The sequence below is a fragment of the Cupriavidus sp. IDO genome (assembly GCF_000812465.1).
GTDB lineage: Bacteria > Pseudomonadota > Gammaproteobacteria > Burkholderiales > Burkholderiaceae > Cupriavidus.
In genome coordinates this window covers 1-24,094 of the sequence record NZ_JWMA01000105.1, presented here as the reverse complement: position 1 = coordinate 24,094, position 24,094 = coordinate 1, and the positions used below count along the sequence as shown (strand labels likewise).

The following is a 24,094-nucleotide window of genomic DNA, read 5'->3' as shown; positions in this document are numbered from 1 at the left end:
GCAACCAGTCCTGCTCAAGCCAGCATGTTCGTCTTACCTTGCAAACCGGGGCGCGTTCATATAAGTAGGTCGCCCCTTCAGGGGCGAAACCTGGGGCGGTCGACCATCGACAGCGTCAAACCGCAGCCCCTGACCTCAGGTGCAGACCAGCGCCCCCTCCAACAACCCATCCCCACAATCCCGCAGAGACCCACAAAAAACGGCCTCCCGCTCGGGAGGCCGTGTTGTTTGCAATGAAGCGACAGGCGCTCAGGCAGCCTGACGGGTATCCCGCAGTTCGCGTCGCAGGATCTTTCCAACGTTGGTCTTCGGCAACTCAGTGCGGAATTCCACATACTTGGGCCGCTTGTAGCCGGTCAGCCGCTCCTTGCAGTACTCGATCACATCCGCCTCGGTCAGCGCCGGATCCTTCTTCACTACGAAGAGCTTCACCACCTCGCCCGAATGCGTGTCCGGCACGCCAACGGCGGCCACTTCCAGCACTCCCGGGCATTCGGCGGCCACGCCTTCGACCTCGTTCGGATACACATTGAAGCCCGACACCAGGATCATATCCTTCTTGCGGTCGACGATCTTGGTGTAGCCGCGCTCGTCCATCACGCCGATATCGCCGGTCTTGAAGAAGCCGTCCGGCGTCATGACCTTGGCGGTCTCGTCCGGGCGGTTCCAGTAGCCGGCCATCACCTGCGGCCCGCGGATGCAGATTTCGCCCGGCTGGCCGAGCGGCACGTCGCGGCCGTCATCGTCGCGGATCGCGACTTCGGTGGACGGCAGCGGCAGGCCGATGGTGCCCGAGAACGCATCCGTATCGGTCGGATTGCAGGTAGCCGACGGCGAGGTCTCGGACAGGCCGTAGCCCTCGATGATCGGGCAGCCGGTCTTGGCCAGCCATTGCTTGGCCACCGCCTCCTGCACCGCCATGCCGCCGCCGTTGGCGACGCGCAAGCCCGAGAAATCGACCTTGCTGATTTCCGGGTTGTTGATCAGCGCGTTGTACAGCGTGTTGACGGCCGGGAACATGTTGAACTTGTACTTCTGCAGTTCCCTGATGAAGCCCGGGATGTCGCGCGGATTCGGGATCAGCACGCTCATGCCGCCGCTGCGCATGCCGAGCAGGCAGCAGACCGTCAGCGCGAAGATGTGGTACAGCGGCAGCGCGGTGATGGTGATCGGCTGGTCGATATGGCTGCCCTTTTTCAGGGCCGGCTGCATCCAGGCCTCGGACTGCAGCACGTTCGAGACGATGTTCCGGTGCAGCAGCACGGCACCCTTCGAAACGCCGGTGGTGCCGCCCGTGTACTGCAGGAAGGCGATGTCGTCGGGGCCGGTGGTCACGGGCTGCAGCTTGAGCTTGCGGCCCTCGGCCAGCACGCTGTTGAAGCGCACGCAGTTGGGCAGCTCCCATGCCGGCACCATCTTCTTGACGTTGCGCACCACGAAATTGACGATGGCGCCTTTCAGCCCGCCGAGCATGTCGCCCATGCTGGCGACCACCACGTGCTTGACCGGCGTGCGGGCCAGCACCTGCTGCAGCGTCGTGGCGAAGTTCTCCAGGATGACGATCGCTTCGGCGCCGCTGTCCTTGAGCTGGTGTTCCAGTTCGCGCGGCGTATAGAGCGGATTGACGTTGACCACCACGAAGCCCGCGCGCAGCACGGCCGCCAGCACCACCGGGTACTGCAGCACGTTCGGCATCATGATCGCCACGCGCGCGCCCGGCCGCAGCCCGCGCGACTGCAGCCACGCGGCAAAGTGTGCGGACAGCTGGTCGAGCTCGCCGTAGGTGATCGCCTTGTCCATACAGACGAAGGCGCGGCGATCGGCATAGGTGCGGAAAGACTCCTCTAGCAGCTGTGCGAGCGAGCGGAACTGGCTGGCATCGATCTCGGCGGGCACGCCGGCCGGGTACTGTTTCAGCCAAAATCTTTCCATACACCGTCTCCTGATTTCTGAATGGTCGTTCGATTTTTCGGGAATGCTAAACGGGTGACCGGGTTTAAACAACAACTTAGACGAAGTCCTCAGTGACTCCGCGCGTGGCTGGCGGGCATTATGCGCCACCGCGCTTGCGCCGGACGCGGGATAACCCCTAGTGCCGCGGCTGACTTGGAAGCACGAGCTTCATCATGTTGGTGGCCAGCTCTTGGGCCAATGCCTCAGGGTCCATCCGTCCCGGCTCGTGCCACGTGTACATGAATCCCACCACGCTGCCGATCGCATGTGCCGTCACGCGCGCATCGCCGAAGGCGAACACGCCTTCGCGCTTGCCCTCCTCCAGCAAGGCGTAGAGATCGCGGTAGAAATCGCGCGCCATGCTGTCCAGCCATGCCACGGTATCGGGCCGCAGGTACTGGTTGTCGCGGAAGCTCAGCGTGGCGGCCACATGGCAGGCCACGCAACGCCGGGCCATTTCGAGCAGGCAGGCCTGCAGGCGTTCCTTGACCGGCAGCGCCGGGTCCGCGGTTTCGCGGATCACCGGCAGGCAGGTCTGCGCCGATTCGCGGCACAGGATGTCGAAGATTTCGTACTTGTCGGTGAAGTAGTAGTAGACCGCGGGCTTGGTCACGCCGAGCGCGCGGCACAGGTCATTCATTGTCATGCCGGGATAGCCCTTGGTATAGAAGAGCTGCGCCGCGGTATCGAGGATCTGGCGGCGGCGCGCCTCCTGGCGCTCGGCGATATGCGAGCGGGCGGGCTGGGTCTCGGCAAGCTCGGTAAGCTTGGCAAGCGGTGCGGTTTTCTGTGCAATCGACATGATGCAATTCTCGCATGATGAGAACGGGGCGCCATCCAGTTCCACCCGCGGCTACGCCGGGTGCGAGGCCGCGCCACGCCGGCCGCGCAGGGAACTGGCCGATTGACGCGGGCAGGCAATCGCCATAGGATCATACCCATCGGTACATAAATATACCAATGAGTAGATATGCCGGACAGAGTCCGGCACCGATGATCTGCGAGGAGACCCGCACTGATGGACCAGACCGCAACACATGCCGCACCCGCCGGTGCGCCGCTGAACGAGGCTGACTATCTTGCCGACCTGCGCCAGCGCTGGCACGCCGCCTGGCCGCCAGGCACGCCGCGCGAGCCGCACTATCCGCTGGGGCGGGTGCCGCTGTCTGAGATGCTGCGCCACTGGGGCCGCGTGCGCCCTGACCAGCCGGCCGTGATCTTCTACGGCCATCAGACCAGCTATGCCGAGCTCGATGCGCAGAGCAACCGCTGCGCCGCGCTGCTGGCATCGCAAGGCATCGGCCGCGGCGACCGCGTCGCGGTGCTGCTGCCGAACTGCCCGCAGTTCCACGTGGTGTTCTTCGGCATCCTGAAGCTGGGCGCGGTCTACGTCCCGATCAGCCCCCTGTCCCAACGCGGAGAACTGCTGCACGCCCTGCGCGACAGCACGCCCCGCGCGCTGGTGGCCCTTGACCAGCTGCTGCCGCTGGTGGCCGACACCCGCGAGGAATTGGGCAAGGCCGACCCGCTGGAACTGCTCTTCGTCACCAGCTATGCCGATGTCGTGCCGGCAGAACCCACGCTGCCATTGCCGCCAATGGCGCAAGCTCCGCGGCACGAACCGGAGCCCGAGGACCGCACCGTCGACCTGCTGCGTGCAATGGCCGCCTGCACCGCGCCCGCCCCGTCGAGAGCACCGGGCATCGACGCCCCCGCCGCGCTCAACTACACCGGCGGCACCACCGGCCTGCCCAAGGGCTGCATCCACACCCAGGGTGACATGGTCGACATGGCCGCCGCCTTTGGCACGGTAGCCCTGCCGGTGGCGGAGGACACGGTGATGCTCGGCTTCTTCCCCGAGTTCTGGATCGCCGGCGAGAACCTGTGCCTGATCTTCCCCGCCTTCTTCGGCATCCCGCTGGTGCTGCTGGCGCGCTGGGATGCGCAGACCTTCATGGCGGCCGTGCAGCGCTACCGCGTCACCAATGCGTCGATGCTGGTCGACAGCGCCGTGGAGGTCATGGACCATCCGCGCGTCCGCGACTATGACCTGCGCTCGCTGCGACATGTCGGCGTCTCGTCCTTCGTCAAGAAGCTCAATGTCGGCTACCGCCACCGCTGGCAGGCGCTGACCGGCTCCACCATCGCCGAAAGCGCGTGGGGCATGACCGAGACGCAGACCTGCAATACCTTCACCTACGGCATGCAGCACGATGACATGGACCTGCGCGCCCAGCCGGTCTTCGTCGGCCTGCCCGTGCCCGGCACCGTGTTCAAGGTGTGCGACTTCGCCACTGGCGCGCTGCTGCCGCTTGGCAGCGAAGGCGAGCTGTGCGTGCGCACGCCGACGCTGCTCAAAGGCTACTGGAATAAACCCGACGCCACCTGTGAATCCCTGCGCGACGGCTGGTTCCATACCGGCGATATCGGCCTGATCGACACCGACGGCTACCTGCATTACCTTGGCCGCCGCAAGGAGATGCTCAAGGTCAACGGCATGAGCGTGTTCCCGGCGGAGATCGAAACGTTGCTCGGCCAGCACCCGGCGATCCTTGGCTCGGCCGTGGTCGGCCGCGCCGACGAAGACCGCGGCCAGCTGCCGGTGGCCTTCGTCATGCTCAAGCCCGAGGCCGCCGGCACGGTCGACGAAGCCGCGCTCACTGCCTGGTGCCGCGCCAGCATGGCGATCTACAAGGTGCCGCTGGTGCGCATCGTCGATGCCCTGCCGCTGACTGCGACCGGCAAGGTGCGCAAGCAGGACCTGATGCCGCTGGCCGAAACGCTGCGTTGACCGGCCAAACTCCGCCCGTTCCCGCTCTCGCGCGGAACGGGCGCCCCGCCTCACTGCCTTCCACACATCATGCAAACGCCCAAGCTCCTGATCGCCAATCGCGGCGAAATCGCCATCCGCATCGCGCGCGCCGCGGCGGCCATGGGCATGCCGAGTGTCGCGCTCTACAGCGAGGACGACCGCGACGCCCTGCACGTGCGCAAGGCCGATGAGGCAGTCGCGCTGCCGGGTGCCGGCCCGCGCGCCTATCTCGATATCGAGCAGGTCGTGGACGCCGCCCGCCGCGCCGGCTGCGAGCTGGTCCATCCCGGCTATGGCTTCCTGTCCGAGAACGCCGACTTCGCGCAGGCCTGCCTCGATGCCGGCCTGACCTTCGTCGGACCGGCCCCGGACGTGCTGCGGCTGTTCGGTGACAAGGCCCGGGCACGCGCGCTGGCGCTGGAGCATGGCGTGCCGGTCGTACCCGGCACCACCGGCCCGACCACGCTCGCCGTCGCGCACGATTACTTCGCCAGCCTGCAAGGCGGCGGCATGATGATCAAGGCGCTGGCCGGCGGCGGCGGGCGCGGCATGCGCGCCGTCCATCGGGCCGCTGACATCGACGAGGCCTACGCACGCTGTGTGTCGGAGGCGACCGCCGCGTTCGGCAATGGCGCGGTCTACGTGGAGCGCATTGTCACCGCGCCGCGCCATATCGAAATCCAGGTGATCGCCGACGCGGCCGGCCAGGTGCTGACACTCGGCGAGCGCGAATGCAGCCTGCAGCGGCGCCACCAGAAGCTGGTGGAAGTGGCGCCCAGCCCGGCGCTGGACGACGCCATGCGCGCCCGGCTGGCCGATGCTGCCGCCACGCTGGCGCGCGCCGCGGCCTATCGCGGCATCGGCACTTTCGAATTCCTGGTTGAAGACGCGGAGACCGGAGCGCCGTCATACTGGTTCATGGAAGCCAACCCGCGCCTGCAGGTGGAGCACACCGTCACCGAGATGGTGAGCGGTGTCGACCTCGTGCAAACCCAGCTGGCGATCGCCTCGGGCGCGAGCCTGGCCGATCTCGGGCTGAGCACCGCCCCGGCGCCGCGCGGCGTCGCCGTGCAGTTGCGCATCAACGCCGAGCATATGGACGCGCAGGGGCAGCTGCGCCCGGCCAGCGGCACGCTGAGCGCGTTCGAGGCGCCTAGCGGCCCAGGCGTGCGCGTCGACAGCGCGGGATTTGCCGGCATGGTCGCCAATCCGCGCTTCGATTCCCTGCTGGCGAAGCTGATCGTGCATGAACCCGGCGGCGATTACGTCCGCGCACTGGCGCTGGCGTATCGTGCGCTGTGCGAGTTCCGCATCGAAGGGATCGACACCAACCGCCGGCTGCTGCAGGACCTGCTGCAGCAGGACGATGTGCAGCGCAACGCGGTGCACACGCAGTACCTCGACACCGCCCTGCCCGCGCTGGCCGCGGCCGACAGCGACCACCCGGCGCTGCATGCGCCTCCCGCCGCCGGCAACATCGAAAGCGAAGAGGAAAGCGCTTACGCCGACATCCCCGAGCATGCCATCGTGGTAGAGGCCGCGATGGACGGCGCGCTGGCAGCCATCCACGTCCGCCCCGGCGATAGCGTGCGGCGCGGCCAGCCGCTGGCGATCATCGAAGCGATGAAGATGGAGCACCCGCTCGAAGCCCCCACCGCAGGCACGGTGCTGCGGGTGCTGGAGGAGCCTGGGGCGACGCTGCGCGCCGGGGCCGTGGTGATCCTGCTGGAGGCCGGCGACGATGCCGGCCAGGCCGCCGAAGCCGCCGCGGCTGCCGACCTCGACCACATCCGTGCCGACCTCCGCGAGACGCTCGAGCGCCACGCACTGGGCCATGACGCCGCACGCGCGCAGGCCGTGGCCAAGCGCCACGCACAGGGCGGGCGCATGGCGCGCGAGAACATCGACCAGCTGTGCGACGCCGGCTCGTTCATCGAATACGGCGCGCTGGCCATCGCCGCCCAGCGCCAGCGCCGCAGCGTCGACGACCTGGTCCGCTCGACGCCCGCCGACGGCATTGTCACCGGCATCGGCACCGTCAATGCCGGCCAGTTCCCTGACCGCGATGCGCGCTGCATGGTGCTGGCCTACGACTACACCGTGCTGGCCGGCACGCAGGGCTTCTACGGCCACAAGAAGCTGGACCGCATGCTGGCGCTGGCGCGGCAATGGCAGCTGCCGGTGGTGCTGTTTGCCGAAGGCGGCGGCGGCCGGCCCGGCGACACCGACATGCCGGTGGTGGCCGGGCTGGACTGCACCTCGTTCATCCAGTTCGCGCGGCTGTCGGGGCAGGTTCCGCTGGTCGGGATCGTGTCGGGCCGTTGCTTTGCGGGCAACGCCGCGCTGCTGGGCTGCGCCGACGTCATCATCGCCACGCGCAGCGCCACCATCGGCATGGGCGGCCCGGCCATGATCGAAGGCGGCGGGCTGGGCGTGTTCGCGCCCGAGGAAGTCGGGCCGGTCAGCGTGCAGGCGCCCAACGGCGTGATCGACGTGCTGGTCGACGATGAAGCAGCGGCGGTCGATGCCGCGCGCCGCTACCTGTCCTACTTCCAGGGCGACGTGCAGGACTGGCAGGCGGAAGACCCGCGCCACCTGCGCCATGCCATTCCCGAAAACCGCCTGCGCAGCTACGACATGCGCGCCGTGATCGCCGCGCTGGCGGACAGCAGCTCGGTACTGGAGCTGCGCGCGGAGTTCGGCACCGGCATCATCACCGCGCTGATCCGCATCGAGGGCCGCGCCTTCGGCTGCATCGCCAATAACCCGCGCCACCTGGGCGGCGCCATCGACAGCGCCGCCGCGGACAAGGCCGCGCGCTTCATGCAGCTGTGCGATGCGCACGGCCTGCCCATCGTGTCGTTGTGCGATACGCCGGGCTTCATGGTCGGCCCGCAGGCCGAGAAGACCGCCACGGTGCGCCACGTCTCGCGCCTGTTCGTCACCGCCGGCGCCTTGCGCGTGCCGTTCTTCACCGTGGTGCTGCGCAAGGGCTACGGGCTGGGCGCGCAGGGCATGGCCGGCGGCAGCTTCGCCGCGCCCTTCTTCACCGTGGCCTGGCCCAGCGGGGAATTCGGCGCGATGGGCATCGAGGGCTCGATCCGGCTGGGCTTCCGCAAGGAGCTCGAAGCCGTGTCCGACCCCGACGAGCGCGAGGCACTGTTCGCCCGTATGGTCGATGCCGCCTACCAGCGCGGCCGTGCCCTGAACATGGCCAGCCACCTGGAGATCGATGCCGTGATCGACCCTGCTGATACGCGCCGCTGGCTGTTGCGCGGACTGGCATCGGTGCCGCCCGGCAGCCTCGGCCGCCAGCCATCAGAACAACGCCGCTTCATCGATACCTGGTAACCGGCGCGCACGACGCCGGCCAGGCCCAATTCACCCGACACAGGAAGAGACACCTGATGCAGACCATCGTACGCACCCGCGCAAGCCGCAGCACCGTGGCAGCCCTCGCAACTGCCGCACTGATCGCCTGCCTGAGCCCGGCCACCGCCAGCGCGCAGGCCGCCGGCACGCCGATCAAGGTCGCGTTCATCGACCAGCTGTCGGGACCGCTGGCCAATGTGGGCGAGATCTTCCAGGCCAACCTGAAGTTCGCGCTCGACGATGCCAACGCGCAGGGCGGCGTGCTGGGGCGCAAGTACGAATTGCTGAGCTATGACAACAAGCTGTCGGCGCAAGACAGCCTGTCGGCACTGCAAAGCGCGATCGATGCCGGCGCGAAGGTGGTCTTCACCGGCGGCTCGGGCTCCTCGGTGGTCACGGCCATGGTCGAGGCCGCCACGAAGCACAATGAGCGCAACCCGGACAAGCGCATCCTGATCGTCAATTATGCGTCGATCGATCCCGACCTGACCGGCGCGCGCTGCAGCTTCTGGCACTTCGCCACCGAAGCCAACACCGCCATGAAGATGCGTGCGCTGGCCGATTTCGCGCGCAACCAGAAGGACATCCACAAGCTCTACCTGCTCAACCAGGACTATGCGCACGGACGCGTGTGGGCGGCGCTGGGCCAGCAGATGATCACCACGGCACGTCCGGACACGCAGATCGTCGGCGAGACGCTGCATCCGCTCGGCAAGGTGAAGGACTTTGCGCCCTATATCGGCAAGGTCAAGGCAAGCGGCGCCGATACGGTGGTCACCGGCAACTGGGGCCAGGACCTGAGCCTGCTGATCAAGGCCGCCGGCGAGATTGGCTACGACGCGCGTTACCTGAACCACAGCGGCGGCGGCGCGCCGGGCACCGTGCTTGCGGTCGCGCAGGCAAAGACCGGGCGCCTGACCTGGGTCTCGGAATGGCTGCCGAATACCGACGACCCCACGCTGGCGCCGCTGGCCGCTCGCGTGAAACAGACTCCGGCCGGGGAATACTTCGCGCCACGCGTGCTGGTATCGGTGCAACTGGTGAGCGAAGCCATCCGGCGCGCCGGCACGGACGACCCGACCAGGGTGGCACTGGCGCTCGAAGGCCTGCAATACAAGACGGCGCTGGGCGATGTGGTGATGCGCAGGAGCGACCACCAGCTGCTGCTGCCGCAGGTGGTATCGACCGTGGCGCCGGTCGACGGCAAGACCGTGAAAGTGGGCGCGGAAGGCACACAGTACGGCTTCCGCCTGAACAGCGTCTCGCCGGCAAAGTCGCTCGACCTGCCGTCGGCGTGCCACATGAAGCGGCCGGTAGGAACCTGAGCCGCGGGATCCCCGCTCAGTCCGCCGGCTTGCCGCCGGCGGTGAGCGTGCCGACGCTGGTCGCGGGCGGCGCCAGCCGGCGCAGCGCCGCATCCCGCTCGGCGGGCGACAGGTCGCCGATGCGGCGCACTTCCGCATAGAAGCGGGGCCAGTCGCCGTTGCACTGCGCGAGCAGCGCGGTAAAGGCCGGCACCCACTGCTGGTAGGTCGCAACAGCTGCCAGGTGGGCGTTAGTCAGGGGTTGATCGAACCAGCGGTCATAGCCGGTGTAGCCCGCCCACTCCACCTTCAGCTTCGCGTACTGCGCGCGCAAATCGGCGAAGATCTCGGCCTTGCCCTGCCGCTTGGCGGCGTCGTCGATCGGCGCGTGGTACAGCGCGAACAGGCGGTCGCGGGTGGTGAGGAGCAAGGCCCGGAACTGCTGGCGCCGGGCATCGTACTGGCGGTAGCTCGCCCGCGCATCCGCCGAGGCATCCTCGGCCAGCCAGCGTTCGACGCCGGCCATCTCCACTGCCGTAGCGAAGGACTCGTTGAACGCGGTGTCGTTGCGCACATAGACCACCTGGTGCGCCAGTTCGTGGAACACCAGCCGCGCCAGTTCGCCTTCGGGCAGGTAGACGAAGGTGTTCAGCAGCGGGTCGTCGAAGTAACCGAGCGTGGAATAGGCCGGAATGCCGGCCACGTAGGCATCGAGCCCTTCACGCCGCAGGCTGGCGGCGTAGCTCTCCGCATCCGCCTGCGCGTAATAACCGCGGTAGGAGATACAGCCAACGACCGGAAAGCACCACTTGTGCAGGTCCATCGACAGCTCGGGGGTGGCGAACACGCTCCACACCACATAAGGCCGATGCAGGTTGGCGTAGCGCCGGTAGCTGCCGTTGTCGGGCAGCTTGAGCTCGCGCGAAGCAAAGTCCCGGATCTTGCCGGCCAGCGCCAGCCGTTGCGCAAGGCGCGCGTCATTGGCGTCGCGCGCCGTGGCGATGGCGTCGGTCAGCGGCTGCGCCTGGGCCATCACGCCCAGGTGGCCGCCGATCGACTGCGCGTAGTAGCCGACCGTGTCGCAGCCGGCGATGAACACCGTCAATGCCGCCAGGCCCGTCGCCGCCAGGATTGCCGCCCCGCGCCGGCGGCCCGGCCGCCACTTCATGACTGCAGCGCTGGCGCCTCGTGCCAGGCCTCGACCTGCACCAGGCAATCGTAGAAAACCGGCGCCCGGCCCAGGTCGGTCAGGCGCTGGCTGGTCAGTTCGTTGGCGTTCTTGCCATCCGACGCGAGCTTCTTCCACCAGATCGACAGGCCGACCACCAGCCCCTGGCGCGCCCGGTCGGTCACGCGCGCACGCGCCAGCATGCTGCCGCGGTCGTTGAACGCACGCACCATCGAGCCGTGCGTGATGCCGCGCGCGGCGGCGTCCAGCGGATGGATGTCCAGATGCGGCTCGCCTTCGGTGGCGCGCAGGCTGTCCACGTTGACGAACGAGCTGTTGAGGAAGTTGCGCGCGGGCGGCGAGATCATCGCCAGCGGATACCGCCCGGCAAGCTCTGGCGCGGTGGCCGGGGCTTCGTAGGGCGGCACATGATCGGGCAGTGGATCGAGCCCGTCGCGCAGCATCGCTTCCGAGTAGAACTGGCACTTGCCGGACGGCGTGGGGAAGCCGCCTTGCGCAAACGGCGCCGCCGCCACGGACAGCTTCTGCCAGCCCTGCTCTTTCAGCGACTCCCACGAAATGCCCTGGGCGCGCGCATCGCCCGGGATGATCGCCTGCGCGGCAATCTCTTCATCGCTGTCGCGGAAGCAAGGATCGGCAAACCCCATGCGCTGTGCCAGCCGGCGGAAGATCTCCGTATTAGGCAGGGCCTCGCCCAGCGGTGCGACGGACTGGTTGTTGGCCAGGAAGTAGGTGTGCCCGTAAGCCTTGTGCACATCGACGTGCTCGAGCTGGGTGGTGGCCGGCAGCAGGATGTCGGCGTAGTCCGCGGTATCGGTGCGAAAATGCTCCAGCACCACGGTAAAGAGATCGTCGCGGGCAAAGCCGGCCGCAACCTTACCCGACTCCGGCGCCACCGCGACCGGATTGCTGTTGTAGACCACCAGCGCCTCGATGCGGGGCTGGCCGTCGCTGCCATCCGCGAGCAGCGCGTCGCCAATCGTGCTCATGTTCACCGTGCGCGGCCGCTTCGGCCATTCCGGCAGCAGGTCCGGGCGCTGCAGCGCGGCTTCGTTGACCGGGAAGAAGCCCGACGTCGACAGCTGCAGGCCGCCTGACGCGTGGCGCCAGGCACCAACCAGCGACGGCAGGCAGGCCACCGCGCGCACCGCCTGGCCGCCGCCGTGCACGCGCTGCATGCCGTAGTTCAGGCGGATCGCGACCGGCTGGCGCTCGCGCACGGCCAGCTGGCCGTAGAAGCCGGCCAGCCATTCGATGTCCTCGACCGGAATGCCGCAGATCCCGGCCGCGCGCGCCGGTGGGTATGCCTGCGCGCGTTCGCGCAGTCCCTCGAAGCCCACTGTGTAGCGGTCGATGTAGTCATGGTCGAGCAGGTCGTCGCGGATCAGCACGTGCATGATCGCCAGGGCCAGCGCGCCGTCGGTGCCGGGCATCGGCGCGATGTGGCGGTGGCATTTCTCGGCGGTCAGCGAGCGGTACGGATCGATCGCCACCAGCGTGGCGCCACGGCGCTTTGCCTCCTGCGCACGGGTCCAGAAGTGCAGGTTCGACGCGATCGGGTTGCCGCCCCAGATGATCACGAGCTTGGCGTCGGCCACGTGCTCCATGTCCATGCCGACACTGGCGCCATAGGTGTAGCGCAGTGCGGTGGCGCCGGCGCTGGCGCAGATGGTGCGGTCCAGCAGCGAGGCGCCCAGCTTGTGGAAGAAGCGCGCCGCCATGCTTTCGCCCTGGACCAGGCCCATGGTGCCGGCGTAGCTGTACGGGACGATCGCCTGCGGATCGCGCGCGGCGATCGCCTTCAGGCGGCTCGCCACTTCGTCCAGCGCCTCGTCCCAGGATATCGGCGCGAATTTGCCCTCGCCCTTCTTGCCGACGCGCTTCATCGGCGTGAGCAGGCGGTCCGGGTGATAAGTGCGCTCGGTGTATCGCGAAACCTTGGTGCACAGCACGCCCTGCGTGCCGGGATGCTCCGGATCACCGGCCACTTTGACCGCGCGGCCATCCTCGACGGTGACGAGCAAGGCACAGGTGTCTGGGCAATCATGCGGGCAGGCGGCGCGGACAATGCGGGAAGCCATGAAGTCTCCGGGGGCGGATAGCTGGTTTGCGGACTGTGGTTCGGGTCGGATCGGGCCGATCAGCGCGCCGGCGCGGGCCGGGCACATCCCTGTCTGGGCGTGGCGTGCAAACGTCGCCCGCACGGGCGAAGACAAGGCAAGTATCTGAATCGGATTGTATTCGATTATGATGTGCCGGCACGTCCCGGCCCTTGCCGGAGACGCCCCCTGGCAACGCGCGAAATACCAGCCGTTGGCCCGGGCCGCCAGCACCGGCGCAGACCGGTCCGGGCGAGGCGACGGTAGTCCAGATACCAATTTTGCGGGGGGTTCATGTCTTTCCAAACCGGGGTCAGGGCCTGGCGCTTCGCCGGCCCGCTGGTGGCGCTTGCCATCAGTGCATTTGGCGCATCGGGCGCCGCCATGGCAGCCAACACGACGGCAGCCGAAGCCGGCGTCACCGCCGACACCATCCTGCTGGGCCAGTCGGCCGCGCTTACCGGCCCGGCGGCGACGCTCGGCAAGCAGATGAATGCGGGCGCGCGCCTCTATTTCGACCATATCAACCAGCAGGGCGGCATCTATGGCCGCAAGATCGTCATCGAGGCGCTGGATGACTACCACGAGCCGGAGCCGGCAGCCAGGAATACGAAGAAGCTGATCGAAGAGAGTCGCGTCTTTGCCCTGTTCGGCTACGTCGGCACGGAGACCAGCCAGGCCGCGCTGCCGCTGGCGACCCAGGCCGGGGTGCCGTTCTTCGGCCCCTACACCGGCGCCCAGTCACTGCGCCAGCCGCGCAACCGCTACGTCTTCCACGTGCGCGCCGGAGACAACGAAGAGACCGCCGCCATCTTGCGGCAGATCCAGACCACCGGCCTGAAGCGCATTGCCGTGGTCTACAACGACGACGATTACGGCAAGGCCGGGCTCGAAGGGCTCGAACGTGCGCTCAAGGCCTCACCCGACAGCGGCGTGCAGATCGTGGCGCGAGAGGGTGTGATACGGAACACGATGGAAATCGGCGACGCCATGCAGGGCACGATGAAGGCATCGCCGGATGCCGTGGTCATGATCAGCGCGTACCGCACCGCCGGCGCCTTCGTGAAGGAAGCGGTGCGCCGCGGCTATAACGGCCAGTTCTACAACGTGTCGTTCGTCGGCACGCAGGCGCTGGCCAAACAAGTCGGCCCGCTGGGCAGCGGCGTCATCATCTCGCAGGTGATGCCGCACCCCGGCAACGCCACGCTGCCGGTCGTACGCGAATACCTGCGCCTGCTGCAGGCTGCCGGCAGGCAGAACGAGTTCGACTACGCCAGCATCGAAGGCTTTGTCGCCGCCAAGGCCTTCACCGAGGGCCTGCGCCGCGCCGGCAAGGACCTGACCCGCGAAAAGCTGGTCACGGCGCTGGAATCGATGCGCAACTTCGACCTGGGCGGCTATATCGTCAACTTCACGCCGGAGAACCACATCGGCTCGAAGTTTGTCGAGATGACAGTCATCAACTCGCGCGGGCAGGTGATTCGCTGAGGCCAGTACCTCGCGCCGGATGAAGAAGGGGGCCCTCGGGCCCCCTTCTTCATTGGCGGACAAGCGCTGCCTATTTCATGTCATTCAGGTGGCATGCCGAGAACCGCAATGGCGCAATTTCCTTGAGCGCCGGCTGCTCCTCGCGGCAGCGCGGCATCGCGTACGGGCAGCGCGGATGGAAATGGCAGCCGGGCGGCGGATTCAGCGGCGACGGGATCTCGCCGCGAATCGCCACATAGGTCTTCTTGCCAACCTCCAGCTTGGGCGCCTCGGCGAGCAAGGCCTGCGTGTAGGGATGATTCGGCGAGGCAAAGACATCCTCGGTCGGCGCCGACTCGACCACGCGGCCCAGGTACATGATGACCACCCGGTCGCTGATGTGCTTGACCACGCCCAGGTCATGGCTGATGAATAGGTAGGTCAGGTTCAGATCCTGCCGCAGGCGCATGAACAGGTTCAGCACCTGCGCCTGGATCGACACATCCAGCGCCGCGACCGACTCGTCGCAGACGAGGAACTCCGGCTTGACCGCCAGCGCCCGCGCAATGCCGATCCGCGCCCGCTGTCCGCCCGAAAACTGGTGCGGAAAGCGGCGCAGCACGGTCGGGTCCATCCCCACGCGTACCAGCATGTCCTCGACATAGGCCTTCTGTCCGGCGCGCTCGATCATGCCGTGCACGACCGGGGCCTCGCCGACGATATCCATGACCCGCAGCCGCGGATTGAGCGAGGCGTAGGGATCCTGGAAGATCATCTGGATCGCCAGCTGCTTCTCGCGTCGCTTCTCCGGCGGCAGGTGATCGAGGTTGGTGCCGCGCCAGAACCGCTCGCCCTCGGTCAGGCTGTGCAGGCCGACTGCCATGCGGCCAAGCGTGGACTTGCCGCAGCCGGACTCGCCGACCAGGCCGACGACTTCGCCGGCGCGGATGCTCAGGTCGACGTGGTCGACGGCATGAACGACTTCCTCACGCGCGTGGGCGCCGAACAGGTTGGCGATGCGCGCCGCGGTATCCAGCGACTTGACGAAGCGCTTGGAGACGCCGCGCAATTCCAGCAGCGGCGCGGGCGGCGTGGAATCTGGCACGGGGTTTTTGGTCACCATGGAACGGGTTTCTGTCACCGGCGCGTTCATGCTGCCTCCTGCGCGGCGAGTACGGGATGAAAGCAGCGCAGCAGCCGGCCGTCGGGTGACGTGCCCAGCGGCGGCTCGGTCTTGCAGATCTCCGTGGCGTATGGGCAGCGCTCGCGGAACGAGCAGCCGCCCGGCAGATTGAGCAGCGAAGGCGTCATGCCAGGGATCTGCCGCAGCGGCGCGCCGCGCGGATTGCGCGACGGGGCCGAGCTGATCAGCCCGTGCGTGTACGGATGCTCCGGATGCTCGAGCACCTGGCGGACATCGCCCGACTCGACGATCTTGCCCGCGTACATCACGCAGACGGTATCGGCCAGGCCTGCGACCACCGACAGGTCATGGGTGATCCAGATCAGCGCGGTGCCGGACTCGCGGCACAGCGTCTGCATCTCATAGAGGATCTGGCCCTGGATGGTCACGTCCAGCGCCGTAGTGGGTTCGTCGGCAATGATCAGGTCAGGCTTGTTGAGCAGCGCAATGGCAATCGCCACGCGCTGGCGCATGCCGCCGGAGAACTGGTGCGGATAGGCCAGCAGGCGTTCGTCGGGTGAAGGAATGCCGACGCGCGCCAGCGCATTGCGGGCCCGCTCGCGCGCCACGGCCTTGCCCACATTTTCATGCGCGAGCACGGCTTCGATCATCTGCGTGTCGATGCGCAGGACCGGATTCAGCGTCATCATCGGATCCTGGAAGATCATCGCGATGCGGTTGCCGCGCACGTCGCGCTGCTGCGCCGGCGTGAGCGCGCGCAGGTCGCGCGTAAGGCCGTCGCGGCTGGTCAGCGCAATGCGGCCGTCCACGACTTTCCCGGGCGGGTCGATCAGTCCCATGATCGAGTAGCCGGTCATCGACTTGCCCGAGCCGGACTCGCCGACCAGGCCCATGATCTCGCCGCGGCCGACCTTGAACGAGACATCGTCCACGGCCTTGGCCACGCCGGCACGCGTAAAGAACTGCGTCTTGAGGTTTTCCACCACCAGGGTTGGCTGGCTCATATTGGCTCCCGGTTGTGGTTACTGCGTCTGCAGGCGCGGGTTGAGCACGTCGCGCAACTGGTCGGCGACAAGGTTCATCGCGACGATGGTGACCACCAGCGCAATGCCCGGGAAGAAGCTGATCCAGTACTTGCCTGACAGCATGTACTGCTGCCCGTTGGAAATCAGCGACCCCAGCGACGGCTCGGTGACCGGCACGCCCAGTCCAAGGAAGGACAAGGTCGCTTCCAGCGTGATGGCCGAGGCCACCTGCAGCGCGGCGATCACGATCAGCGGCGGCAGGCAGTTCGGCAGCAGGTGGCGGAACATGATGCGCCCGGGCGGCAAGCCCAGGCAGGTGGCAGCCTCGATGTATTCCTTGCGCCGCTCCACCAGTGCCGCGCTGCGCGTGGTGCGCGCGTAGTAGGCCCATTGCACGGCCACCAGCGCGATCACGATATTGCCGATGCCCGGGCGCAGGAAGGCCAGCAGGATCAGCGCGAGCAGGATCGGCGGGAACGACAGCTGCAGGTCTGCCACGCGCATGATGAAGGCCTCGGTCCGGCCTCCGAGGAAGCCGGCCAGCAGGCCGAGCGTGGCGCCCAGCAACAATGCGATGACGGTGGCGACCACGCCCACGCCAATGCTGATGCGCAGGCCGTACATCACCGCCGAGAGGATGTCACGCCCCTGCTCGTCCGAGCCGAGCACGAAGGTCATGCCGCTGCCGGCCTGCTCGCCGGGCGCTAGCCGCGCGTCCAGCACATCCAGCGTGGCGAGATCGTAGGGATTCTGCGGCGCCAGCCACGGCGCGAAGATGGCGATCAGCACGATGATGATGAGCGTGACCAGCCCGGCCACGGCAATCTTGCTCGACAGGAATTCCCGGGTGAAACGCCGGAACGGGGTCAGCTCGCGCGGCTTCGCGGCCATGCTCTTGTCTTGCTCTGCGGATGCTGCGGTCATGGCTCAGCCCTTGTTGTCGGCAATGCGCACGCGCGGATCGAGCATGCTGTAGACGATATCGACCAGGAGGTTGATCAGGATGAACAGCGTCACGATCACCATCAGGTAGGCCACGATGACCGGGCGGTCCAGCAGCTGGATCGAATCGATGATGAGCTTGCCCATACCGGGCCAGGCGAAGATGGATTCGGTCACGATGGCGAACGCGATGATGGAACCGAACTGCAGCGCGATCACGGTCACGATCGGGATCAGGATGTTCTTCAGCACGTGCACGCCGACGATGCGCGTGTTGGAGAGCCCCTTGGCACGAGCGAACTTCACGTAGTCCTGCAGCATCGCCTCCTGCGTGCCGGCGCGCGTCAGCCGGATCACCATGGCAATGTTCAGCAGCGACAGCGTGACCGCCGGCAGGATCAGGTGGCGAATGCCGTCGACGGTCAGGAAGCTGAGCGGAACGCCCAGCACCGGCACGGTCTGTCCGCGCCCGTTCGATGGCAACCAGCCCAGTTGCACGGCGAAGACCATGATCAGCATCAGCCCGACCCAGAACGTCGGCAGCGAAAAGCCGAGAATCGAGATGGTCATGATCGACTTGCCCGCCACGCCGTTAGGCCGCAGTCCCGCCCACAATCCGAGCGGAATTCCCAGCCCGATGGCGAGCAGGATCGCGCAGACCGCCAGCTCCATGGTGGCGGGCATGCGCTCGAAGATCAGCTTGAGCGCAGGCGTGCCGTGGGCAAACGAAGTGCCCAGGTTGCCGTGCAGCGCGTTCTGCAGGAAGACCCAGTATTGCTCCCACAGCGGCTTGTCGAGCCCGAGCGCTGCGATGGTGCGCTTGATGTCCTCCTGGTCGGCTTGCGGATTGATCAGGATGTCGACCGGGTTGCCGATGGCAAAGACCCCGAGAAAGACCAGCAGCGACATGACGAAGAGCACGACCACGCTCTGCATCAGGCGCCGGATGATGAAGACCAGCATTTCGAAACACTATCCTTTCGTGCATGTCGGCGAGCCGCTCCCGGTGAAAGCGATCACGCCTTCGCCGGGTGCGGCCCACGCGCATGCGCGGGGCCGCTAAATCCCGCAGGCCAGGCCTGCCCGTGCAGATTACTGCGGCTTGAAGTTATGTGCGTAAGTACGCTCGTCGGTACGCGGCACATAGACAATGCCCTTCTGCGTGGCCCAGGTGGTCACCTGCTGGTGGATCGGGATGATACCGCCATCATTGATGGCGATCGCCGTGGCCTCCTGCAGCAGCTTGGAACGCTCGCCGTCATCGACAGTGGCCAGCGCCTTTTCCAGCACGACATCCATCTTCGGGTTGCAGTACTCGCCCCAGTTGGTGGTGCCGAAGCCCTTCTTGCTGTCCTCGCAGGCCAGCAGCGCGCGCAGCGGCGAGCTGACTTCGCCGGTCTGGGCACCCCAGCCGAGCAGGCCAAACGACCATTCGTGCTTGATGCCCTTGGACGAGTAAGTGGCCATCGGCATGCCTTCCACCTTGGTCGCGATGCCGATGCGCGTCAGGTTCTGGGCAATGGTCTGCGCGATCTTCTCGTCGTTGACATAGCGGTTGTTGGGCGTATGCAGCGTCACGCCGAAGCCGTTGGGATAGCCCGCTTCCGCCAGCAGCTTCTTGGCGCCTTCGGGGTCGTACTTGACCGTCTTCAGGTTCGGGTTGTAGCCGAACAGCGTCGGCGGCACCAGGTTGTTGGTGGGCTCGGACAGGCCTTCCATCAGGCGGTCCTTGATGCCCTGGCGGTTGATGGCCATGCTGATGGCGTTGCGCACGCGCGCATCCTTCAGCGGGTTCTTGTCCATCGGCTGGCCATCCTTCGTGGTGACATAGGGCGATTTGTCACGCTTGGCATCGAAGTAGAGGTAGATGACGCGGTGCGAGATCTTGGAGAAGAACGCCAGTTTCGGGTCCTTGCGCACCTTTGGCAGATCCGGCGTCGGCACGTTCTCGATGGCCTGCACGTCGCCGGAGAGCAGCGCAGCGAGGCGCGTCGCCGGATTCGGGATAAAGCGCAGCGTCACCTTGTCCCACGCCGGCTTGGGGCCCCAGTAGTTGTCGTTGCGCACCAGCTCGACCCGGTCATCGCGCGCATAGCTGACGAACTTGAACGGCCCGGTGCCGATCATGCCCTTGCCCTGCGCAAAGTCGTCGGAGGTGAGTCCCTGCGTGGCCTTCTTCTGCACGATGAAGATCGACGTCAGGTCGTTCAGCATCAGCGGGTATGGCTGGTTGGTGGTGAGCTGGATGGTGTACTTGTCGATCACCTTCTTATTGATGATCGCCTTGGTGTAGACGTCGAACTTCCCAGGGCTGTTCTGGATGGTGGCCGGGCGGTCCAGCGACCAGACGACGTCCTCGGTGGTCAGCTCGGAGCCGTCATGGAACTTCACGCCCTTGCGGATCTTGAATTCCCACGTGAGGTTGTTGACCAGCTTCCACGATTCCGCGAGCCCCGGGATGATGCGGCTGTCCGGATCTAGCTTGATCAGCGATTCAAAGACGTGCTCGGAAACGTTGATATTCGAGAACAGATTGTAGAAATGCGGATCCATCGAGGTCGGCGGCGAGCTCATGGCCAGCTTGAGATCGGCGGCCTGTGCCAGGCCGGTCAACGCGAGGCTCATGACCCCGGTCACCGCCACGGCACCAAATGCCTTCTTGAATGTGCGAAGGGACATCGCGCAATTCTCCCTGAAGCGAGTGAAGCAATCGTTAGGATCGGCAATCCGCAGGCAGCGAGCCATCAAGCGATATCAAGCGGCGCTGCATTTTGGTGCGATGTGGGTCCCGCTGGGCATCACAAAGCGACGGTATTGCCGGCCGGGCACTTCAAGCATGAACTGTTCCAGCAGGGGCCGATGCACGGCAATGCGTAGAAACCCACCCGGTCCGTTTTATTGCACTGCGCCACAACGATGCGCCTGGCGACGTGCCAATCTGTCGGAAATGGCGTGTTTTGGCGCTTTCCCGGCGGGCGTCGTATGATCGGGGGTATCCAACGCCCAGTCACCGGCATCATGAAGCTCATTCCCGAAATCCTGCAGGCACAAGCCGAAATCCGCACCATCCGACGCGACATCCATGCGCATCCGGAACTCTGCTTCCAGGAACAGCGCACCGCCGACGTGGTGGCACGCAATCTGGAATCGTGGGGCATCGAGGTCCATCGCGGCCTGGGGACGACCGGCTTGGTGGGTGTGATCCGCAATGGCAACAGCAAGCGCAGCATCGGCCTGCGCGCCGACATGGACGCCCTGCCGCTGCAGGAAGCGAATACCTTCGGCCACCGCTCGCAGCATGAGGGCAAGATGCATGCATGCGGACATGACGGCCACACCGCGATGCTGGTGGGGGCTGCCCGATATCTCGCGCAGCATCGCAATTTCGACGGCACCGTCAACCTGATCTTCCAGCCCGCCGAGGAAGGCGGCGGCGGCGCGCGCGAGATGATCAGGGATGGCCTGTTCACCAGGTTCCCTTGCGATGCCGTCTTCGGCATGCACAACTGGCCTGGCATGCCGGTCGGTTCGTTTGGCACCTGCGCCGGTCCGCTGATGGCCTCCAGCAATGAGTTCCGCATCGTCGTGCGCGGCAAGGGCGCGCACGCGGCGATGCCAAACAACGGCAATGACCCGGTCTTCACCGCGGCGCAGATCGTCTCGGCCCTGCAGGGCATCATCACGCGCAACAAGCGGCCGATCGACACGGCGGTGATCTCGGTGACGCAATTCCATGCAGGCGATGCCACCAACATCGTGCCGGACCAGGCCTGGATCGGCGGGACGGTGCGCACGTTCACGGTGCCGGTACTCGACCTGATCGAGCGCCGCATGGAGGAAGTGGCGCGGGCGGTAGCATCGGCCTTCGATTGCACCATCGATTACGAATTCCATCGCAACTATCCGCCGACGGTGAACAGCGCTGCCGAGGCCGAGTTCGCTGTAGGCGTGGCCGCCGAACTGGTTGGCGCGACGAACGTCGACGCCAATGTCGAGCCCACCATGAGCGCCGAGGACTTCTCCTTCATGCTGCAGGAAAAGCCCGGCTGCTACCTGTTCATCGGCAACGGCGAGGGCGGCCATCGCGAGGCCGGACACGGCATGGGACCGTGCATGCTGCACAACCCCAGCTACGACTTCAATGACGAGCTGCTGCCGGTCGGGTCGACATTCTTTGTCCGGCTCGTGGAGAAGTGGCTGGCTCCTGCCTGATGGCAGCCATGGCCCGCATCGCACTGGACCGGGAGACTGCTGGCAGCTTTGCGCGCGTGGCGCTGGAGAATGTCGTCCGGCGCTATCCGTACAAGGTCGACCACATGATGACCGGGCCGGACGACCTGTCCGCCCCGGCCGAGCTGCACCCGGTCTTCGGCGGCAGCTACGACTGGCATTCGAGCGTGCATATGCACTGGCTGCTGGTCCGGCTGCTGGAGCTCTGGCCGGATCTGGCCGAAGCGCCGCGGATCCGCGCAACGCTCGACGCACAATTGCAGCCGGCCGCCATCGAAACCGAACTGGCCTATTTCAGGCGCCCGTCGTCACGGACTTTCGAGCGCCCCTACGGCTGGGGCTGGATGCTGCGCCTGCAGGCCGAACTGCTGACCGCGACCAGGACAGACCCACAGGCCCTGCGCTGGGCCGACGCCTGCGCCCCGCTGGCCGCGCATATTGCGGACCAGTTGCTGAGCTACCTTGATGTTGCCGACTTCCCGGTGCGCACCGGGACGCATTTCAACAGCGCGTTCGCGCTGGTCATGGCGCTGGCCTATGCGCGCGCAGACCAGCACATCGCCCTGCGGCGCGCCATCGTGCGCCGCGCGCATCGGTGGTTCGGACACGACCAGCGCTATCCGGCCCGCTACGAACCGGGCGGCGATGAATTCCTGTCAGGCGGACTGGTTGAGGCGGTGCTGATGCACGCCGTGATGGATGGTTGCGCGTTCGCGGAATGGTGGGAGGTGTTCGCCCCTGGCAAGGCCGAGCTGGCCAACTGGCTCACGCCGGTAGAGGTGGCGGATCGCAGCGACCCCAAGATGTCGCACCTGGACGGACTCAACCTGTCACGCGCCTGGTGCTGGCGCATGCTCGAGCCGGCACTGCCCGAGCCGCTTCGGCCGCTGGCCATCCGCGCCTGGTCGGACCATCTGGAAGCATCCCTGCCACAGGCCGCGGGCGGCCACTACGTGGCAACGCACTGGCTGGCATCGTTTGCGGTGCTTGCCCTCGCTGAGCCGGTGGGCGGCTGACTGGGCAAATTCCGACCTGGCGGACCCGGCTCAGTCCAGCGCGATATCACCGTACCAGGATTCCACCTTGCTCCTGGTGTTGTCGGTATCGGTCATGATGCCAACCGCGATCACTCGCCCCGGATCGGTGCCGAAAGCTTTGCGATAGTCGGCGCGCAGGTCACGTTCGTGGCAACGCCATTCATTGGCGTGCTTCGCGCCGCTATCGACTACGATCATACGGACACGATCGGTATGCGGGTTGGGCAGAACCGTCCCCTCCGCACGCTGGCCGCCCCAGATGTACATCAGCGTGGCATAGGGCATTTCGCGGCCCGTGGTGAGCCGGGCCATCTCGTACATCAGCTGGTCCTTCAGCGACAGGCTGCCCTTGTCACCATCGAATGCAACGAAGAGACGCAGCGGGGAATCTTCCCTTTGCCCCTGGGCATTGTCCGCATTGCGGATGACGCCGCTGGTCTTCCAGGTCCAGCGCAAGGTGCCGGCGTCGCGATCCCGGAGCGGCACGTAGAGGCCGGAGGCCGAGCTGTCTGCCTGGGCATGGACGACCAGACGCTGGTCGACTTCCACCATCGAATAGCGTGTCGGGGTCTTGTTCCGGTTGATCGTCCAGGGCTGCCAGCCAACAGGAAGCTGATTGGGCGCGGAGGCGGAAGAGAACGGGGGGAGCCGGGTCAGCACCGGAGCGGGAGCTGCATCGGCACCTTCGCCATCCTCGCCGGACTCGGCCTCCGCGGACTGTTGATTGGCAAGCGCCAGAGGATCCGCTGCGGGTTCAGCACCAGATTGCTGCGTGGCAAGCCGCGCTGCGAAGGTCTTGCAGTCGATCGCCGAAACCGGTGCCATTGCGGCCGGATCGGCCGGGGGAACAGGCGTTGTCGAGGCGCACCCCGCCAACATCAGCGTGCCGAGCACGCCAGTCAGTGCTAGCCAATGCTTCCTGGCCGTCATGTGACCCCCAAATCCTCAAATCAGCCGATCGCTTATGTGTTGCGCCGGCCTGGTGTTGCTGACTGCTTGCTGCGAATTGCCTGTTGCAAACTGCTTCGCTCGGGAGAGAACCGGAGCTTGGGTCGAAATTATCAGAAGGCGGTTCCGCCCGGAATGCTCCGCTACCCTCAAACGGGGCAAAAAACAACGCGGTTGTCCTAGGCCTCTGGCCGCCCTGCCGATTCGGTCGTCCCAAAGACAAAACCCCCCAGCTGGGTAAGCTGAGGGGTTTTGGGGCATAAGAGCCTGGCGATGACCTACTTTCACACGGGAATCCGCACTATCATCGGCGCGGAGTTGTTTCACGGTCCTGTTCGGGATGGGAAGGGGTGGTTCCAACTCGCTATGGTCACCAGGCATAAGGGGTTGCGGCGCTGGGGTTGAAGCCAACGTCGCGAATAGGGATGTAGTGGGGGGTTGTGCGTCTTGTGTCAACTGTTTTGGGCACAGTTACGATTCCCACACCAGGCAAAACACACTGGTTATAGGATCAAGCCTTACGGGCAATTAGTACTGGTTAGCTTAACGCATTACTGCGCTTCCACACCCAG

The 24,094-nt window shown here is 66.2% G+C and carries 16 protein-coding genes and 1 rRNA gene; 6 read left to right on the top strand and 11 right to left on the bottom strand.

Features of this window, described 5'->3' with window-relative positions:
* Positions 1-249: 249 nt before the first annotated feature.
* Positions 250-1,932, bottom strand: a complete 1,683-nt coding sequence (locus RM96_RS25995) for a long-chain fatty acid--CoA ligase (RefSeq protein WP_039014612.1) — start codon at positions 1,930-1,932, stop codon at positions 250-252.
* A 157-nt stretch (positions 1,933-2,089) separates the two neighbouring features.
* Positions 2,090-2,755, bottom strand: a complete 666-nt coding sequence (locus RM96_RS25990; RefSeq protein WP_039014611.1) for a TetR/AcrR family transcriptional regulator — start codon at positions 2,753-2,755, stop codon at positions 2,090-2,092.
* 216 nt (positions 2,756-2,971) lie between these two features.
* On the opposite strand from RM96_RS25990, the gene RM96_RS25985 reads away from it, so the two are divergent.
* The 3 genes from RM96_RS25985 to RM96_RS25975 all read left to right on the top strand — a co-directional run bounded on the left by RM96_RS25985 (position 2,972) and on the right by RM96_RS25975 (position 9,462).
* Complete coding sequence (locus tag RM96_RS25985) at positions 2,972-4,744, top strand: AMP-binding protein (protein ID WP_152624209.1); 1,773 nt, start codon at positions 2,972-2,974, stop codon at positions 4,742-4,744.
* 69 nt (positions 4,745-4,813) lie between these two features.
* Positions 4,814-8,116 carry an acetyl-CoA carboxylase family protein gene (locus RM96_RS25980; protein ID WP_039014610.1) on the top strand — a complete coding sequence of 1,101 codons (3,303 nt, stop codon included), beginning with the start codon at positions 4,814-4,816 and terminating at the stop codon, positions 8,114-8,116.
* Between the two features lie 56 nt (positions 8,117-8,172).
* On the top strand, positions 8,173-9,462 hold the full coding sequence (locus RM96_RS25975) for a branched-chain amino acid ABC transporter substrate-binding protein (RefSeq protein ID WP_039014609.1): 1,290 nt from the start codon (positions 8,173-8,175) through the stop codon (positions 9,460-9,462).
* A 16-nt stretch (positions 9,463-9,478) separates the two neighbouring features.
* Here RM96_RS25975 and RM96_RS25970 read toward each other — a convergent pair whose 3' ends face one another.
* Together RM96_RS25970 and RM96_RS25965 are read right to left on the bottom strand one after the other, a co-directional pair.
* The gene (locus RM96_RS25970; RefSeq protein WP_039014608.1) at positions 9,479-10,609 is read right to left on the bottom strand and encodes an aminopeptidase; all 1,131 of its coding nucleotides are present in this window, start codon (positions 10,607-10,609) and stop codon (positions 9,479-9,481) included.
* Positions 10,606-12,711, bottom strand: a complete 2,106-nt coding sequence (locus tag RM96_RS25965; RefSeq protein WP_039014607.1) for a molybdopterin-containing oxidoreductase family protein — start codon at positions 12,709-12,711, stop codon at positions 10,606-10,608. The genes RM96_RS25970 and RM96_RS25965 overlap by 4 nt, the downstream gene beginning before the upstream one ends.
* Before the next feature lie 312 nt (positions 12,712-13,023).
* Between RM96_RS25965 and RM96_RS25960 the strand changes: the two genes are divergently transcribed.
* Positions 13,024-14,217, top strand: a complete 1,194-nt coding sequence (locus tag RM96_RS25960) for an ABC transporter substrate-binding protein (protein ID WP_039014606.1) — start codon at positions 13,024-13,026, stop codon at positions 14,215-14,217.
* Positions 14,218-14,287: 70 nt separating this feature from the next.
* Here RM96_RS25960 and RM96_RS25955 read toward each other — a convergent pair whose 3' ends face one another.
* From RM96_RS25955 to RM96_RS25935, 5 genes are all read right to left on the bottom strand, one after another.
* On the bottom strand, positions 14,288-15,319 hold the full coding sequence (locus RM96_RS25955; protein WP_193752520.1) for an ABC transporter ATP-binding protein: 1,032 nt from the start codon (positions 15,317-15,319) through the stop codon (positions 14,288-14,290).
* 26 nt (positions 15,320-15,345) lie between these two features.
* Positions 15,346-16,344: an ABC transporter ATP-binding protein gene (locus tag RM96_RS25950; RefSeq protein WP_039014604.1), complete on the bottom strand. Its 999-nt coding sequence runs from the start codon at positions 16,342-16,344 to the stop codon at positions 15,346-15,348.
* Positions 16,345-16,362: 18 nt separating this feature from the next.
* Positions 16,363-17,289, bottom strand: a complete 927-nt coding sequence (locus RM96_RS25945) for an ABC transporter permease (RefSeq protein ID WP_039014603.1) — start codon at positions 17,287-17,289, stop codon at positions 16,363-16,365.
* A gap of 3 nt (positions 17,290-17,292) precedes the next feature.
* Complete coding sequence (locus tag RM96_RS25940) at positions 17,293-18,270, bottom strand: ABC transporter permease (RefSeq protein WP_039014602.1); 978 nt, start codon at positions 18,268-18,270, stop codon at positions 17,293-17,295.
* Positions 18,271-18,399: 129 nt separating this feature from the next.
* Entirely contained in the window at positions 18,400-19,986 is a 1,587-nt protein-coding gene (locus RM96_RS25935) for an ABC transporter substrate-binding protein (RefSeq protein WP_039014601.1), read from the bottom strand.
* 339 nt (positions 19,987-20,325) lie between these two features.
* Here RM96_RS25935 and RM96_RS25930 point away from each other — a divergent pair, with 339 nt between their 5' ends.
* Both RM96_RS25930 and RM96_RS25925 read left to right on the top strand, forming a co-directional pair.
* Positions 20,326-21,519: a M20 aminoacylase family protein gene (locus tag RM96_RS25930; protein ID WP_039014614.1), complete on the top strand. Its 1,194-nt coding sequence runs from the start codon at positions 20,326-20,328 to the stop codon at positions 21,517-21,519.
* Positions 21,520-21,527: 8 nt separating this feature from the next.
* Positions 21,528-22,553, top strand: a complete 1,026-nt coding sequence (locus tag RM96_RS25925; RefSeq protein WP_039014613.1) for a DUF2891 domain-containing protein — start codon at positions 21,528-21,530, stop codon at positions 22,551-22,553.
* A gap of 30 nt (positions 22,554-22,583) precedes the next feature.
* Here the strand turns inward: RM96_RS25925 and RM96_RS25920 are convergent, their stop codons facing one another.
* Together RM96_RS25920 and rrf are read right to left on the bottom strand one after the other, a co-directional pair.
* Positions 22,584-23,504: a DUF3047 domain-containing protein gene (locus tag RM96_RS25920; RefSeq protein WP_039014600.1), complete on the bottom strand. Its 921-nt coding sequence runs from the start codon at positions 23,502-23,504 to the stop codon at positions 22,584-22,586.
* A gap of 283 nt (positions 23,505-23,787) precedes the next feature.
* Positions 23,788-23,900, bottom strand: a 5S ribosomal RNA gene (gene rrf, locus RM96_RS25915).
* Positions 23,901-24,094 lie beyond the last annotated feature (194 nt).

Excerpts from the sequence above, each read along its gene's own strand:
- RM96_RS25995 (WP_039014612.1), bottom strand. The coding sequence starts at position 1,932 with ATGGAAAGATTTTGGCTGAAACAGTACCCGGCCGGCGTGCCCGCCGAG.
- RM96_RS25990 (WP_039014611.1), bottom strand. The coding sequence starts at position 2,755 with ATGTCGATTGCACAGAAAACCGCACCGCTTGCCAAGCTTACCGAGCTT.
- RM96_RS25985 (WP_152624209.1), top strand. The coding sequence starts at position 2,972 with ATGGACCAGACCGCAACACATGCCGCACCCGCCGGTGCGCCGCTGAAC.
- RM96_RS25980 (WP_039014610.1), top strand. The coding sequence starts at position 4,814 with ATGCAAACGCCCAAGCTCCTGATCGCCAATCGCGGCGAAATCGCCATC.
- RM96_RS25975 (WP_039014609.1), top strand. The coding sequence starts at position 8,173 with ATGCAGACCATCGTACGCACCCGCGCAAGCCGCAGCACCGTGGCAGCC.
- RM96_RS25970 (WP_039014608.1), bottom strand. The coding sequence starts at position 10,609 with ATGAAGTGGCGGCCGGGCCGCCGGCGCGGGGCGGCAATCCTGGCGGCG.
- RM96_RS25965 (WP_039014607.1), bottom strand. The coding sequence starts at position 12,711 with ATGGCTTCCCGCATTGTCCGCGCCGCCTGCCCGCATGATTGCCCAGAC.
- RM96_RS25960 (WP_039014606.1), top strand. The coding sequence starts at position 13,024 with ATGTCTTTCCAAACCGGGGTCAGGGCCTGGCGCTTCGCCGGCCCGCTG.
- RM96_RS25955 (WP_193752520.1), bottom strand. The coding sequence starts at position 15,319 with ATGGTGACCAAAAACCCCGTGCCAGATTCCACGCCGCCCGCGCCGCTG.
- RM96_RS25950 (WP_039014604.1), bottom strand. The coding sequence starts at position 16,344 with ATGAGCCAGCCAACCCTGGTGGTGGAAAACCTCAAGACGCAGTTCTTT.
- RM96_RS25945 (WP_039014603.1), bottom strand. The coding sequence starts at position 17,289 with ATGACCGCAGCATCCGCAGAGCAAGACAAGAGCATGGCCGCGAAGCCG.
- RM96_RS25940 (WP_039014602.1), bottom strand. The coding sequence starts at position 18,270 with ATGCTGGTCTTCATCATCCGGCGCCTGATGCAGAGCGTGGTCGTGCTC.
- RM96_RS25935 (WP_039014601.1), bottom strand. The coding sequence starts at position 19,986 with ATGTCCCTTCGCACATTCAAGAAGGCATTTGGTGCCGTGGCGGTGACC.
- RM96_RS25930 (WP_039014614.1), top strand. The coding sequence starts at position 20,326 with ATGAAGCTCATTCCCGAAATCCTGCAGGCACAAGCCGAAATCCGCACC.
- RM96_RS25925 (WP_039014613.1), top strand. The coding sequence starts at position 21,528 with ATGGCCCGCATCGCACTGGACCGGGAGACTGCTGGCAGCTTTGCGCGC.
- RM96_RS25920 (WP_039014600.1), bottom strand. The coding sequence starts at position 23,504 with ATGACGGCCAGGAAGCATTGGCTAGCACTGACTGGCGTGCTCGGCACG.